At 44.8% G+C, this 14,122-nt stretch carries 13 protein-coding genes and 1 riboswitch; of the genes, 7 read left to right on the forward strand and 6 right to left on the reverse strand.

Going from position 1 to position 14,122, the window contains the following annotated elements; genetic code table 11:
- Window positions 1–4: 4 nt before the first annotated feature.
- Entirely contained in the window at window positions 5–1,330 is a 1,326-nt protein-coding gene (locus tag FO447_RS01225; RefSeq protein WP_200757328.1) for an MFS transporter, read from the forward strand.
- 52 nt (window positions 1,331–1,382) lie between these two features.
- Here FO447_RS01225 and FO447_RS01230 read toward each other — a convergent pair whose 3' ends face one another.
- Window positions 1,383–1,796, reverse strand: coding sequence for a secondary thiamine-phosphate synthase enzyme YjbQ (locus FO447_RS01230; protein WP_200757329.1), 414 nt, complete (start codon window positions 1,794–1,796; stop codon window positions 1,383–1,385).
- 157 nt (window positions 1,797–1,953) lie between these two features.
- Here FO447_RS01230 and FO447_RS01235 point away from each other — a divergent pair, with 157 nt between their 5' ends.
- From FO447_RS01235 to FO447_RS01245, 3 genes are all read left to right on the forward strand, one after another.
- The gene (locus FO447_RS01235) at window positions 1,954–3,243 is read left to right on the forward strand and encodes an IS1380-like element IS612 family transposase (RefSeq protein WP_005814044.1); all 1,290 of its coding nucleotides are present in this window, start codon (window positions 1,954–1,956) and stop codon (window positions 3,241–3,243) included.
- A gap of 404 nt (window positions 3,244–3,647) precedes the next feature.
- Window positions 3,648–3,759: riboswitch (SAM-I-IV-variant riboswitch) on the forward strand.
- The gene (locus FO447_RS01240) at window positions 3,759–4,046 is read left to right on the forward strand and encodes a hypothetical protein (protein WP_200757330.1); all 288 of its coding nucleotides are present in this window, start codon (window positions 3,759–3,761) and stop codon (window positions 4,044–4,046) included. Its footprint overlaps the riboswitch before it by 1 nt.
- A 152-nt stretch (window positions 4,047–4,198) precedes the next feature.
- A complete protein-coding gene (locus FO447_RS01245) occupies window positions 4,199–5,683 on the forward strand; it encodes a pectinesterase family protein (protein WP_200757331.1) in 1,485 nt (494 codons plus the stop codon).
- Between the two features lie 61 nt (window positions 5,684–5,744).
- Here the strand turns inward: FO447_RS01245 and gloA2 are convergent, their stop codons facing one another.
- Together gloA2 and FO447_RS16165 are read right to left on the reverse strand one after the other, a co-directional pair.
- Window positions 5,745–6,131 (reverse strand): SMU1112c/YaeR family gloxylase I-like metalloprotein, encoded by a 387-nt coding sequence (gene gloA2, locus FO447_RS01250; protein ID WP_117692076.1) that lies wholly within the window; start codon window positions 6,129–6,131, stop codon window positions 5,745–5,747.
- 102 nt (window positions 6,132–6,233) lie between these two features.
- The gene (locus FO447_RS16165) at window positions 6,234–6,671 is read right to left on the reverse strand and encodes a poly(ADP-ribose) glycohydrolase domain-containing protein (protein WP_117692077.1); all 438 of its coding nucleotides are present in this window, start codon (window positions 6,669–6,671) and stop codon (window positions 6,234–6,236) included.
- On the opposite strand from FO447_RS16165, the gene FO447_RS01260 reads away from it, so the two are divergent.
- Window positions 6,582–6,854, forward strand: coding sequence for a hypothetical protein (locus FO447_RS01260; protein WP_418330493.1), 273 nt, complete (start codon window positions 6,582–6,584; stop codon window positions 6,852–6,854). The two genes, FO447_RS16165 and FO447_RS01260, sit on opposite strands and share 90 nt — an antisense overlap.
- 443 nt (window positions 6,855–7,297) lie before the next feature.
- Here the strand turns inward: FO447_RS01260 and FO447_RS01265 are convergent, their stop codons facing one another.
- Both FO447_RS01265 and FO447_RS01270 read right to left on the reverse strand, forming a co-directional pair.
- The gene (locus FO447_RS01265; protein ID WP_117692079.1) at window positions 7,298–8,641 is read right to left on the reverse strand and encodes an ATP-binding protein; all 1,344 of its coding nucleotides are present in this window, start codon (window positions 8,639–8,641) and stop codon (window positions 7,298–7,300) included.
- A 235-nt stretch (window positions 8,642–8,876) separates the two neighbouring features.
- The gene (locus tag FO447_RS01270; protein ID WP_234699035.1) at window positions 8,877–9,743 is read right to left on the reverse strand and encodes an SGNH/GDSL hydrolase family protein; all 867 of its coding nucleotides are present in this window, start codon (window positions 9,741–9,743) and stop codon (window positions 8,877–8,879) included.
- Window positions 9,744–9,923: 180 nt separating this feature from the next.
- On the opposite strand from FO447_RS01270, the gene FO447_RS01275 reads away from it, so the two are divergent.
- Both FO447_RS01275 and FO447_RS01280 read left to right on the forward strand, forming a co-directional pair.
- Window positions 9,924–10,787: an MFS transporter gene (locus FO447_RS01275; protein WP_200757333.1), complete on the forward strand. Its 864-nt coding sequence runs from the start codon at window positions 9,924–9,926 to the stop codon at window positions 10,785–10,787.
- A 12-nt stretch (window positions 10,788–10,799) separates the two neighbouring features.
- Window positions 10,800–11,084 carry a hypothetical protein gene (locus FO447_RS01280; RefSeq protein WP_200757334.1) on the forward strand — a complete coding sequence of 95 codons (285 nt, stop codon included), beginning with the start codon at window positions 10,800–10,802 and terminating at the stop codon, window positions 11,082–11,084.
- A 276-nt stretch (window positions 11,085–11,360) separates the two neighbouring features.
- Here the strand turns inward: FO447_RS01280 and feoB are convergent, their stop codons facing one another.
- Window positions 11,361–13,892 carry a ferrous iron transport protein B gene (gene feoB, locus FO447_RS01285; RefSeq protein ID WP_118065608.1) on the reverse strand — a complete coding sequence of 844 codons (2,532 nt, stop codon included), beginning with the start codon at window positions 13,890–13,892 and terminating at the stop codon, window positions 11,361–11,363.
- Between the last annotated feature and the right edge of the window lie 230 nt (window positions 13,893–14,122).

A 14,122-nucleotide genomic window follows, 5' to 3' on the forward strand; every position in this document is an offset into this window, starting at 1 on the left:
TAAAATGGTAACAAAGAAAAACAGTCGGAGTCCATGGGCATGGATTCCGACCCTCTATTTTGCCGAAGGACTCCCCAACGTCATCGTTACCGCCCTCTCTGTGGTGATGTACATGCAGTTGGGGCTGACCGATGCTGAGGTGGGTCTCTATACCGGATGGCTCGCCCTTCCCTGGGTCATCAAACCCTTGTGGAGTCCGTTCATAGATTTGCTGAAGACTAAGCGCTGGTGGGTGCTCACCATGCAGGCTCTCATCGGAGCTGCCCTTGCCGGCATCGCCTTCTCGCTGCCTACAGCCTTCTGGTTCCAGGCAACGATGTGCTTCTTCTTCCTCATCGCTTTCTGTAGTGCCACCCACGACATTTCGGCAGATGGTTTCTACATGATTGAGCTGGATGAACATACGCAGACTAAGTTTGTAGGCTTGCGAAATACCTTCTACCGCCTCGCCATCATCTTTGTAAATGGGTTTCTGGTGATGCTGGCAGGTGTGCTTCAGGTTCTCTTCCGCAACCAGATTCGCTTCTCATGGGCGCTTATCTTTTACGGACTGGCAGGTATCTTCATCGGTTTGTGGCTCTACCACAGCCGCTTCATGCCGCGCCCGAAGGATGATGTGCAGACCGACAGAACGGTGGGTGAAGTGGCTCATGAACTGAAGAACATGTTCCGCACCTTCTTCGTGAAGTTCGGATTGGGTGAAACCGTCTGTGTGATGCTCTTTCTCTTGCTCTACCGATTCCCTGAAGCGCTTCTGAACACCATGACCAAGACCTTCATCCTCCGTCCTAATTCGCAGGGTGGACTAGGATTGTCACCTCAGGAATATGGCTTTGCCAATGGTACTGTGGGATTGATAGGTTTGCTGCTGGGTGGAATTCTTGGTGGTATTCTGGTGAGCAGGGATGGAATGAAGAAATGGCTTTGGCCTCTGGTTTGTGCCATCACCTTGCCTGATGTGGTTTACATCTATCTGAGTTACTCGCTCAATAGCAACCTCATCGTGGTTTCCAGCTGTCTTTTTGTCGAGCAGTTGGGTTATGGTCTGGGCTTCACGGTTCTTACCCTCTACATGCTGTTCTACAGTCAGGGAAAGTTCAAAACCTCCCATTATTCCATCTGTACGGGCATCTCCTATCTCGGATTGATGCTGCCGGGCATGGTTTCTGGATATCTGAAGGATATGGTAGGTTACCGCATGTTCTTTATCATCGTGATGGCATGTTGCGCCATCACCTTCCTGGTTACTGCTTTCCTGAAGATTGATCCTAATTTCGGAAAGAAAGAGGAGAAGGAAGAGGATGAAGTGGAATTGGACGCGATAGAATAAATGATGATGTTAACGTAAAAACGAGGATGTGCGAACATCCTCGTTTTTATCTTTATTCCCCGATAATCGTTGCGATGAGGTGTCGGCTTCCGCTTCCCTCTCTGAATTCACAGAGGTAGATTCCCTGCCATGTTCCGAGGTTTAATCTGCCGTTGGTAATGGGAATGGTGAGCGATACACCCACCATGCTCGATTTGGCATGAGCCGACATATCCGTCGGTCCTTCATCCTGGTGCAGGTATCTTGGGTCGCCATCTGGAACCAGTCTTTCGAAGATACCCTTCAAGTCATGTCTCACATCCGGGTCGAAGTTCTCGTTCAGCGACAATCCGCAACTGGTATGTCTTACGAAGAGATTCAGAATCCCTGTCTTAGGCAGCGCTGGCAGGTTCCTCATCACCTCATTGGTTACGAGGTGAAAGCCGCGAGGAAGCGGACGCAATGAAAATTCTACTTGCTGTATCATATCATTCTTTGTTTTTATATCCTTAATTCCGCAACACTATAATTTAACTTTATTTATAAGTTCCTGAGCAACAAAAAGTTGCCCAGGATTTTGCCATGTCAGAATTTTCACTTATCTTAGTGTTGCAAAAAGAAAACAAGCAAAACTCTAATATGACATGGCAAAAATACAAATTAAATCTGAGAAACTCACACCTTTTGGAGGAATTTTTTCAATCATGGAGAAATTTGACTCCATGCTTTCACCCGTTATCGACTCAACACTGGGTCAGAGATGCAGCAGTATCTTCGGATATCAGTTCAGCGAGATAGTCCGTTCGCTGATGAGCGTTTATTTCTGTGGCGGCTCATGCGTGGAAGATGTAACGTCACAACTGATGCGCCATCTCTCGTATCATCCTACCCTTCGTACATGCAGCTCTGATACCATCCTCAGAGCCATCAAGGAACTGACACAGGAAAACATCTCCTATACTTCCGACCAAGGCAAGACCTATGATTTCAATACTGCAGACAAACTCAACACATTGCTTATAAACGCTTTGGTTTCTACAGGCGAGTTGAAGGAAATTGAGGAATACGATGTTGACTTTGACCATCAGTTCCTTGAAACGGAGAAGTATGATGCAAAACCGACCTACAAAAAGTTCCTCGGCTACAGGCCTGGCGTATATGTTATCGGTGACAAGATAGTCTATATCGAGAACAGCGATGGTAACACGAATGTGCGTTTTCATCAGGCAGACACCCATAAGAGATTCTTCGCTCTTCTGGAATCCCAGAACATCCGTGTAAATCGCTTCAGGGCAGACTGCGGTTCCTGCTCGAAGGAAATCGTCAGTGAGATAGAGAAGCATTGCAAACATTTCTACATCCGTGCCAACCGATGCAGTTCGCTCTACAATGACATCTTTGCTCTGAGAGGATGGAAGACGGAGGAGATTAACGGCATCCAGTTCGAACTCAATTCCATTCTCGTTGAGAAATGGGAAGGCAAGTGCTATCGTCTTGTCATCCAGAGACAAAGACGCAACAGTGGCGACCTTGACCTGTGGGAAGGCGAATACACTTACCGTTGTATTCTGACCAACGATTACAAGTCATCGACAAGGGACATTGTTGAATTCTACAATCTGCGTGGCGGCAAGGAACGTATCTTTGACGACATGAACAACGGATTCGGTTGGAGCAGGCTCCCCAAGTCATTCATGGCGGAGAATACTGTCTTTCTTCTGCTTACTGCATTGATACACAATTTCTACAAGACCATCATGAGCAGGCTTGACACCAAGGCTTTTGGGCTCAAGAAAACGAGTCGCATAAAGGCTTTTGTCTTCAGATTCATCTCCGTACCTGCCAAGTGGATCATGACTGCAAGGCAATACGTGCTGAATATCTACACAGAGAACCGAGCTTATGCAAAACCCTTCAAAACAGAATTCGGATAAGAATCCTTTCTTTCCGGTTTGAATCTGCGTATTACCTCAAGTCGCATCGTGGGGTAAGGGGATGGTGGCTACATATTGATGTTGTGCTGTTGCTTTTTACTGAAAGCTGCTACTAACGACTCATAAATCTACCCTTAATCGTGTATTGGATGATAGTTGCGGATTTTAGGTATATTTCAATTGTTTGTATCTTTCTGATTGTCAATTTACAAAGGTAATTATAATTTTATTATTATAATACTATTATAATGCAAATATAGGAAAGTTTAACCATTAAAGGATTTCTCTTCCTTACTATCTGCTACCCCGAAAAATCTTCTTCTTTAGAAGAAGGAAAAAAACAGGAAAAATAATCCCGAAAAAATTTGGTGGTTTCAGAATAATGATGTACTTTTGCACCCGAAATCAAGCATTAAGAGTTGCCCAGTTGTGGCACACCAACCGAGTTTCGCATAGAGATAACCACGGTGGTAAAAGAATGTGTAAGTGTTTAACAACTTAAAATAATTATCTTTATGAATCCAAATTCAGATTTAAAGAACAATGAGAATGTAATGGCAGCTAATGCCGAGTCATCAACAATTAAGACAGTTATTGCTGAGTCATCAACTGTTGATGCAGGCTATGCCGAGTCAAGAATTTCAGAGTATGCAGCCCGCTTTGCCGCTTACAGCGATGAGCTTTTGAAGCAGACCATAGATCATGAGCGCAAGGTTCGTGGTTGGGGCAGCGAGCGCAGTTACTTCCTTGCCGCCTTGCGAGGAGAGTGTGAGAAACGAGGCATTGATTACTGCTGGAAATAGGGGGATGCTTTTCTGATGCATAGCACCAACCAGTCACAAGGATGCTGTCTTTTTACGCAGCCAAAATAAAAATCATTTTTCCATCAAAAAAATACGTTATTTCGAAATTTTTTCGTAATATTGCACCCAAAATAACATTAAAAACTATTGATATGAAACGAATCTTTATTTCAATGACAGGTATCATCACTTGTATGAACCTGATGGCACAAACTCCAGTCAGTTTTTATCCTCAGGAGAATGCCCAAGACATCAACATCGATACACATCTGGTCATCGTGTTTGACAAGACTGTAAAGACTGGCAGCAAGGGCATAATCACTGTTACGGACAAGACAACTCGAAAGGTGGTTGATAGAATCGACATGAGCATTCCGGCGGGACCAACCGAAGGACAGCCCAAGAATCCAAATGCTGTCTATACTCCCGTTCCCTATATATATAAGGTGGAGAATGTAACCAATCGTAATACCCGTCCTGGAACTCCATCAGGTGCTGCCAAGGAAGACAAGCGCAAGTATCAGAAGACCATCATTGGTGGATTCTCTGATGCCTTTCACTTCTATCCTGTCATCTGTCATGGGAACAAAACAACCATTTATCTGCATAACAATATGCTGGAATATGGACATGAATATGAAATCAAGATTAGCGAGGGTACAATTGAGGGATGGAATGGCAAGAAGTCATGGACGTTTAGGACTAAGAAAAACGCCCCTTCTGCAGATTTGCGCCATATAGTTGTGGCAGCTGATGGCAGCGGAGACTTCTCCACTCTGCAAGGTGCCATGGATTGGATACCAGATTCATTGCCTTCTGAAGCCAGCAGGAAAAAGGTCTTCGTGAAGAATGGAGATTATGAAGAGTTGGTTTATTTCCGCAATAAGCGATTTGTAACTATCCAGGGAGAATCCATGGATGGGGTAGTGGTACATTACTCCAATAACGAGGTGTTCAATCCTCACCCGGTTGATATCAAGACCAATGAGCAGAAAGGAACATTCCCTTCTCGCCGTGCAGCTGTGGCAGCAGACAACTGTGCCGACATGATTTTCAAGGATATCACCTTCAAGACGGATTGCAAGGGACAGGCTGAGGGATTCCTGCTCAATGGTGAAAGAAACTTTGCTGAGAATGTGCATGTAATCGGTGATGGTGATGCTCTTCAGGTGAATGGTTCTGCCTACTGGCTCAACTGCGTGATTGATGGAGGAGGTGACACGGTGCTGGGTAGAGGTCCATCCTATTTCAATCACTGTACCCTTTCCAGCTATGGTGCTTTCATGTGGATTAGAAATACCAGGGAGAACCATGGTAACATCTTCAATGACTGTACCTTCAAGGGATTGGGCAAGGATGCCGTGATAGTCCGCCTTCCTGACAACAAGGGCAGAAATTATCCTGATGCGGAATGCGTGCTGCTGAACTGTACGCTTGATGGTGTGCCTTCGGAAGGCTTTGGCCCCATAGATGAGTCGGCATCTACGGCAAATCTCCTGGAATTTAACAGCCATGACAGGAAAGGTAAAACCATAGATATCAGCAAGAGAAACAAGCATGTCCGTCAGCTTGACGCCCTCAAGGATGCTGAGACTATCGGAAAATACTCCAATGCAAGTTGGGTACTGAATTGGTAAGAAAGGAGATGAATATAAATACCGGATGCCTACATATCTAGCATGGTTTGCCCTTGATTTTTTATTTTTCATACAATTCAATCGGCAAACCATCTGGATCACTGAAGAATACAAATCGCTTGCCTGTATATTCATCCGTGCGTATAGGCTCATGCGCGATGCCTTTACTGTCAAGTTCATCAATTGCATCCGAAAGATCATCTACCTCAAAAGCAAGATGGCGCAGTCCGGCAGCTTCCGGATAGGAAGGACGTGCTGGTGGGTTAGGGAAGGAGAATAACTCGATGACATAGTTGTCATCAAGCCAGCAGTCAGCTTTCCAGGAATCACGTTCCTTACGATAGTTTTCACTCATAATCTTCATTCCTAGCGCATCAGTGTAGAAATGCTTGGATTTCACATAGTCGGAGCAAATTACGGCTACATGATGGATTTTGTTAAGTTTCATATTTTTTATTTCTTATGTTATATGTTATATTCAGTAATCAATGACAAGTTTTCAGAATATGCTTCGTTCATTTCATTGATTATTTGATGATTGTAAATCTATCTATATCCGTACGCCACCGCCAGGGTTGCGACGGCTGGCAAGGTTGAGCACCACAGGGTTATATCCTTCTTGCTGCAATTGATGTCCGCAATGTATGCTGTCATCATTCTCCACAATGATCTTTGTTTCTCCCTCAATGGTAGGTATGCTTGTAGCATCTAAAGCCTTGGTATAGAATCTACTACCCTTCAGCATCTTTGCTTTCTTTTGTGGCAAAAATACGATTATTTTATCAATATACCAAATATTTATCCAAAAAATGTGTATATTTCGATATTTCTTTGTATATTTGCCATGGCTTAATATAAAAAATATAAGATGGGCAAACTGGCATTGATATAGTGTTTCATTCTTTTTGTTTTCCTTGCTGATGCAAGTGAGAACAGAAAGCATATCCATGTGGTAAAACGTGGAAGCAAGAAGTCTCATCGAGGACATACTGTAGCTAAGATATGGATAGAAGAGAATGGACAAAAGAAAATAGAGATAGCTTGGTCTGAACTGTCGGCATCAGAAGAAGCTGTGATTATTGAAGCTATAGATAAACATTGGGATGAATTCAATAGAATGATTGACGATGTCTTTGCTGGCAAGAAAATTAGAATAAAAACAATAAAATAAAGGGAGGTCTATTATGTGCAAATATAAAGATACAACTTTAGAAATCAAAAAGTTAGATTTCAATGTGAAACGTGGAGCAATGGCAGTTTTCTTGACCGATGGTTGAGAGGTGATAGTTCCTGTAAAGATGTTTCCCGAGATAAAGAATATGAGCAAAAAGCAGAGGGAGGATTATATGATAATGGATGATCAATACTTCTCCTTTGATGCAATCAGCAAAATCTTCTCTGTTAAGGATATTTTGCGCCTTTGAGTTGCAAGTAAAAGATATAATAGAAGTCGTTGGAATATTTAGGGGATGTCTTCAGAAGATATAGGTTCGTCGGTCGCACAACAGCTGATGTGCACATGCACAACCCGTGTTGTGCACATGTCAATCAACTGATGGACGGCTATCTTATGGCTAATCATGTGGCTTCTTCTAGTTTTATAGCCTTCTTGGATTATACCATTTCCAATATCTTATCCAGTATCCCCACATAATAGAAGGGAAGATTGATAAGGCGGAAGGGATGACCTGTAGGGGATACCACTTCGTCTATGCTATATTCTCCTGGCCAAATGCGGATGGCAATGCTTGGGGCATCAGGCTGAGACATGAAGGAGTGGAGGGATCGAAGATGGGCATTTGTGCCAGACTTCACTTCTATCGGGAGAATCTGTGAGTGATGTTGCCAAACGAAATCTACCTCTGCTGAAGAACCCTTTTTGTCTCTTACCCAGTAATATTGCTCGTTGCGGAAGTTGCGATCCAAAACAATGCGCAGCTCTTGGGCTATGATTTGTTCCGCAGCATGTCCCTTCCATACATCCAAGAGAGAATTGCCTTGCAGATATTCTGCCTGAATGTCAACGGAGAAATTCATGATGCCCGTATCTACCCAAACTAGCTTGGGTTGTCTTGCTATGGCTGGTACAGCTGGGGCTTTCACTGATGTGACGGGATAGTCCAAATTGAGCAAGAATGCTTTCTGCATCACTTCCAATGCCTCATGTACCTCCTTGCTTGTGTAGTTGCTACCTCCAAATCGGGCGAAAGTAATGGATTGTCCTGCCTCTGCCCAGCCATGTGTAAGCAGATGGCGGATAACCTTTACTTGGTTTTCATTACGAGCATATTTTTCTACATCTTCATTGTAACCATCAAGCAGTGAACGATAGATAGGGGCTAACTTGGTTAAGTTATGAGTCTTGGCATATTCCACTAAGGCTTCAGGCATACCACCTATCAAAGTGTAATGATTGAAATGGTTCAGTAACATCTCGTGATATAGAGGTGATACGCTGACTTCTTTCACCATTTGTACCAATTGGTCTTCACCTATAGCATCGAGATATTCCAAGAAGGAGCATGGACGGAGGGATAGATAATCCACTCTTCCCACAGGGAAAGAGATGCGCTGCTTGATGAGGGTTTGAAGTCTGGAACCTGCTGCTATGATGTGCAACCAAGGCATCTCTTCATAGAAGTATCTCAGCAGACCAACTGCTTTTGGTTCGTTTTGTATCTCATCAATAAAAAGTAGAGTACGCTTACGTTCATCTACCTTGATTTTCTTCTTGAGGCAGATGTATTGATATATCTCTTTTACATTGTCTGATTTGGTAAAGATTTCTGCATCTGAGCTTTGTTCTAGATTCAGTTTGATATATACATCGTATTTCTTACCCAATTCATTGACCAATGTTGTCTTTCCAACTTGTCTTGCGCCTCGTAAAACCAATGGCTTCCTGTTGTCTCTTTCACTCCATTTCAGGAGTTCTTCTGTTAATTGTCTATATATCATAACTTTTCCTTCTCTTTAAGTTATGCTGCAAAGTTACTCTTTTTTCCTAAAACATAGGCAAAAATATAGTGAAACTTTCCTAAAACATAGGCAACTTATATGAAAACCTTCCTAAAACATAGGCAAAAAACGCAGGAGCTTACCTAAAACATAGGCAAACTCCTGCGAAAAATTACACTTTTTAATATAAAATAGGGGTGAAATAATACACTTTTCTATATCCGCTGCCCCTTCTCTAGAAGTCGCAAGGCAGGGAGGATAGCTGCTGCATGATGGTCTTTGCCATGCGGGAGTGACCGGCATCGTTTGGATGAAGACGGTCGGTATTCGGCTTGTTAAACATCTGCGCACCAGCATCGTAAAGAGGGAAGAGACCCGAAAGAGAGTTGAGGTCGATGACCGGAACTGCCCAGACATTGCCTGTTTCCTTGATAGCTTTCACGTATCCATCGAAGAAGATGCCACGCGCATTCTCGTACATCTCATCTGGCTGGATGTTCTTGTCACCACTGGCAAAGAGAGCACGATGCACAGGAGTCATCACCACGATTTGCTTGGTAGGATACATCTGCTTCAGCTTCGACATGGCGATGTTGATGCGGCCTTTCAATGTATTCTTGTCCATACAGAAGTGGCGGTGGCGGCGCTGTACCATTTCGCTTGGCTTGTGGCGGGCTACTCTCACGCTGTCGAAAGTCTCCGTGTACCATTCGCCTACAGGCACACCATTGTTGTAATCGTTGGTACCCATAAAGATGAGAATGGCATCAAAATCATCACCATGTTCCTTCTGAAGTTGGTCTGCCTGACGGGGAATATCGTTCCACTGTCTGCCGCTCACACCATAAACGTAAGGGGTGATGCCGAGCCAATCCTGCAGGAATCCCCAGTATTTTACTTTTGATGCCTTGATGTTAGGGTCTGTGATGGAGTCGCCGAAGTAAGCCACCTTCTTTCCCTTCCATGGATGCTGAAGGTTCTTGAAAGCCTTTTCTTTTTCGGCAATTTCTTTTTTGCTCATCGCCTTCTGGGCGAAGGCGGGTAGGGTTGGCATCGCCAAAGTCAAGGCGAGTGCCAGGGTAATCATTGTTTGTTTCTTCATTGCTAGTTTGTTTTTAATTCTTTTTCTGAGTGCAAAGGTACGGCAAAAATCTCAAACGGCGCAACATTTATTGTTCAAATATCAGTCTTTTTCTGTTTTTTTTTGTAATTTTGCAGCCGCTAATAGAAATGAGTATTTATAATAGGTATATTATTAAGGATGACAGTCAGTTTGAGTAATTTGAGTAATTTAAGTGATTTGGCGCGCAAGCGAGTGGCGGTTGCGGCTTATTATTTTGTTCCGGGAGTAGTGTTTGCCAGTTGGGCAAGCCGTATTCCGGATGTAAAACAGATGTTGCATCTGAGCAACGGCCAGTTGGGAACGGTGCTTTTCGCCATTCCTATCGGCCAACTTCTGATGATGGCTTTCTCGGGTATCCTGGTGAGTAGATTTGGCAGCAAGAAGATGCTGGTTCTCTCTGAGGTGCTCTATGTTCTGGTTCTTTTCTGCATCGGTAGCAGTACTACGGTTTTTCATCTGATTTTGAGTCTTATTGCTTTCGGAATGATGGCGAATCTGATGAACATTGCCACCAATACGCAGGCATGTCTGGTAGAGAAGATGTATGGGCGCAACATCATGTCGTCGTTTCATGGTCTGTGGAGTCTGGGTGGATTCTCCGGTGGTATCATCGGTGCCATCTTTGCCAACACTTTGCTCCCGATAGATGTCCACTTTGGAACTATCCTGGCTCTGAGTATTCTCATCGTTGCTGTCGGTTTCCGCTTTCTGATTAATGATGCCATGGCGAAAGCAGAAGAGGAGGATGTTCCGAAGTTCTCTTTCAAGACCATCGACCCGATTCTGTTCCTTTTGGGACTGATGGGATTTGCAGGCATGTTCTGTGAAGGTACCGTTTACGATTGGAGTAGCGTATATTTTTCATCAGTAGTAAAACCCGATGAGGCTTTTATCCGTGCGGGCTATGTGGCTGGTATGGGTGCGATGACGTTGGGTAGATTCATGGCTGATGGGTTTGTTACGAAATACGGCCCAGCCAGAGTATTGAAGGTTTGTGGTGGTTTGATATTGGGCGGTTTGTGACTGGCTGCTGCCTTGCCTTATCTCATTCCTGCCACCTTGGGTTTCCTGCTGGTAGGTTTCGGCATCTCTTCGTCGGTTCCTATCTGTTACAGTATCGCCGGAAAATTGGGAACCATCAAGGCGAGCATCGCTATTACCATCGTTTCAAGCATCAGCTTCTTCGGTTTCCTTGTAGGTCCTCCGGTTATCGGATGGCTTGCTGAGGCTACCGGTCTCCGCATTGCCATCAGCATTGCCGCCTGCCTGGGTCTGATGATAGCGTTTGTTGCCGCAAAGGTAGGAAAGAGATTATCCTGAATAAGGAAACGGTTGATGTCTTCTAATGATATGATTGATGTCGTTCAGGTATATGACTGATAACGTTCTAGTATATGACTAAAATCTTCCAAACAGTTACTTGAAGTCTTTCAGATATATAGAATAAGTCTTCTGGATATATTATATAGTAAGCCGCACAACAGCTGATGTGCGCTTGCACAACAGGTGTTGTGCAAGCGTCGCTCAGCTGTTGTGCGGCTGTCGTTCAGGTGTTGTGCGCTCTCTTTGTTTGTTTTCTTAAAGCAGACACCTTGATTAGATAAACAAACATCCTATCTGGAAGACCAGGGCTGATACTACCCATGCCAGGAGCGTGGTGTAGCCGGCGGCGAAGCCTGCCCATTTCCAACTGCCCGTCTCGCCCTTGATGGCAGCGATTGTGGCGATGCAAGGGAAGTAGAGCAATACAAAGAGGAGGAAACAGTAGGCGGTGAGCGTTGCCTTCGCTGCTGCCTCGGCATCGCTGTAACCGTAGGTCTTCTTCAGGTCTGAAGTCATCTGTTTCTTCAAAACCTCGTATTTTCCGTCTTCATCGTTGTAATCCTGATCATCAGAGAAACTGTCGTTGTTGCTGTAGAGCACGCCCATTGTTGAGGCTACAATCTCCTTGGCACCCACACCGGAAACCAAGCCCACATCCAGTTTCCAGTCGAATCCCTGTGGGGTAAAGATAGGCTCGATGGTCTTACCGATTCTGCCGATATAGCTTTGCTCCTGCTGGGCCTGGTTATCAAGTTCTTCATTATGAGGAAAATACCCCAAAGCCCATACGATGATACTTGCCACAAGGATGATACCACCCATCTTCTTCAAGTACTGCTTACCCTTCTCCCAGGTATGGCGGCCTATCGCCTTCCAGGTAGGGAAGCGGTAAGGAGGCAACTCCATTACGAACGGGGTATCTTCGCCCTTCACCACGAAACTGGCAAAGATGCGGCTCAATATCACGGCTAGGAAGATGCCGATGAGATAGAGCGATACCATGATGAGCGAACGGTATTGGATGGCAAAGAATGTTCCGATGACCATGATGTAGATTGGCAGACGAGCCGAACAGCTCATCAATGGCAATATCAGCATCGTAATCAGACGCGAACGGTGACTCTCGATGGTTCTCGTTGCCATCACCGCAGGTACGTTACATCCGAATCCCATAATCAGCGGGATGAATGACTTGCCATGCAGGCCCATCTTGTGCATCAGCTTATCCATGATGAAGGCTGCACGAGCCATATATCCCGAATCCTCCATATAAGAAATGAAGAAATACAGAATCAGAATCTGTGGCAGGAACACGATCACGGCACCTACACCACCAATCACACCATCTACCAGCATATCCTTTACAGGTCCGTCCGGCATCGTATTACTGATGAACTCGCCCAGCCATGCTACGCCGTCCTCAATCCATCCCTTAGGAATCTCGCCCAGAACGAAGGTGGCTGAGAACATGATGAACAGCAGGAGGACGAAGATAGGGAAGCCTACATATTTATTGGTCAGGATTCTGTCGATGAGGTGGGTTACCTGATAGGTATCCTTCGCCTTGCCCGGTTCATAGCCTGCTTCCTGCAATGCGCCATGGATAAAACCGTATTTGGCATCCATGATGGCGGTTTCGCTATCCTCCAGGGTCTCTTCCTTCACACGCTTGGCTGCCTCGTCACGGGCTGCGAAAATTTCCTTGGCCGATTTCAGATGACTTACGTATTCCTCGGCGTGCTTATCATTCTCCAACAACTTGATAGAGAGGTATCGGGTAGAGTAGCGCTGGCGGATGGAATCATCTGCCTTCAGATATTTCTGGATATGCTCGATACCATGTTCTATCTCATGTCCGTGGTTGATGTGGATATGGCGATAGTGAGCGCTGGAATCTTCCTTGCCTTCGTAGAGTTCGATGATGGTCTCGAAGAGCTTATCTACGCCTCGGCCATTGGTGAAGACGGTAGGAATCATCGAGATACCAAAGAGTTCGCCCAGTTTGTCGTAGTCGATGTTATCGCCACGCTTCTCGGTTTCATCAAACATATTGAGGGCGCAGACCATGCGGATGTGCATATCTATCAATTGTGTGGTGAGATAGAGATTGCGCTCCAGGTTGCTGGTGTCGATGACGTTGATGACGATATCCGGCGTATGCTCGATGAGCTGCTTGCGCACATAGAGTTCTTCTGGCGAATAAGCCGAGAGGGAATAGGTACCCGGCAAATCTACCAGATTGAAGTGGTAGCCGTTGAAATTGGCTTCACCTACTTTCGCATCCACGGTTACACCGCTATAGTTTCCTACGCGTTCGTGAGCACCCGAAGCAAAGTTGAAGAGGGAAGTCTTACCGCAGTTTGGATTTCCTACCAGTGCCACGTTGATGACGCGGTGGAGTCTTTCTGCTTCCTGTTCAGCCAGGGCTTCGTTGCTGGCATTGTCTTTTCTTTCAGCTACGAGCATCTTGTCGCCGAGCGCCTGCTCGTCGCTATCGTTGGAATCTATTACTTTTGAGTTAATTACCTGTTGGCGGTCTTCTTCTTCCGCCTTGCTGAGCTTTGCATCGTTCTTGGCTTCATCAATGGAAACCACCTCGATATGGTCGGCTTCGCTGTGGCGGAGAGAAACTTCATAGCCCATGATCTTGTATTTTACAGGGTCCTGGAGTGGGGCGTTAAGGAGTACATCTACCTTCTTGCCTTTGATGAATCCCATCTCGATGACTCTCTTTCTGAAGCCACCGTGTCCTGATACCTTGACGATAACGGCGCTTTCACCTGTTTTAAGTTCTGATAATTTCATATATCTTTCCTTGTTTTAATCTTGTTCTTTTCTTTGGGGCATGACCTCATGGTCAGCTCTTTTTTCTTTTCGACTGCAAAAATACTAATAATTTTTTGCAACTTGGTAGCAATAATGTAGTTTTAAAACAAAAATACCTAGAAATGATGAGAGTATCATCAAATCTAGGTATTCTTATCATTATTTCTGATGATGGATGTTCTTATACCTTATTATATATATAAGAGCAT

Source organism: Segatella copri (genome assembly GCF_015074785.1).
Lineage (GTDB): Bacteria > Bacteroidota > Bacteroidia > Bacteroidales > Bacteroidaceae > Prevotella.

What these genes read in the sequence shown, in the direction of transcription:
- FO447_RS01225 (WP_200757328.1), top strand. Translation starts at nt 5, where the DNA reads ATGGTAACAAAGAAAAACAGTCGGAGTCCATGGGCATGGATTCCGACC.
- FO447_RS01230 (WP_200757329.1), bottom strand. Translation starts at nt 1,796, where the DNA reads ATGATACAGCAAGTAGAATTTTCATTGCGTCCGCTTCCTCGCGGCTTT.
- FO447_RS01235 (WP_005814044.1), top strand. Translation starts at nt 1,954, where the DNA reads ATGGCAAAAATACAAATTAAATCTGAGAAACTCACACCTTTTGGAGGA.
- FO447_RS01240 (WP_200757330.1), top strand. Translation starts at nt 3,759, where the DNA reads ATGAATCCAAATTCAGATTTAAAGAACAATGAGAATGTAATGGCAGCT.
- FO447_RS01245 (WP_200757331.1), top strand. Translation starts at nt 4,199, where the DNA reads ATGAAACGAATCTTTATTTCAATGACAGGTATCATCACTTGTATGAAC.
- gloA2 (WP_117692076.1), bottom strand. Translation starts at nt 6,131, where the DNA reads ATGAAACTTAACAAAATCCATCATGTAGCCGTAATTTGCTCCGACTAT.
- FO447_RS16165 (WP_117692077.1), bottom strand. Translation starts at nt 6,671, where the DNA reads ATGTCCTCGATGAGACTTCTTGCTTCCACGTTTTACCACATGGATATG.
- FO447_RS01265 (WP_117692079.1), bottom strand. Translation starts at nt 8,641, where the DNA reads ATGATATATAGACAATTAACAGAAGAACTCCTGAAATGGAGTGAAAGA.
- FO447_RS01270 (WP_234699035.1), bottom strand. Translation starts at nt 9,743, where the DNA reads ATGAAGAAACAAACAATGATTACCCTGGCACTCGCCTTGACTTTGGCG.
- feoB (WP_118065608.1), bottom strand. Translation starts at nt 13,892, where the DNA reads ATGAAATTATCAGAACTTAAAACAGGTGAAAGCGCCGTTATCGTCAAG.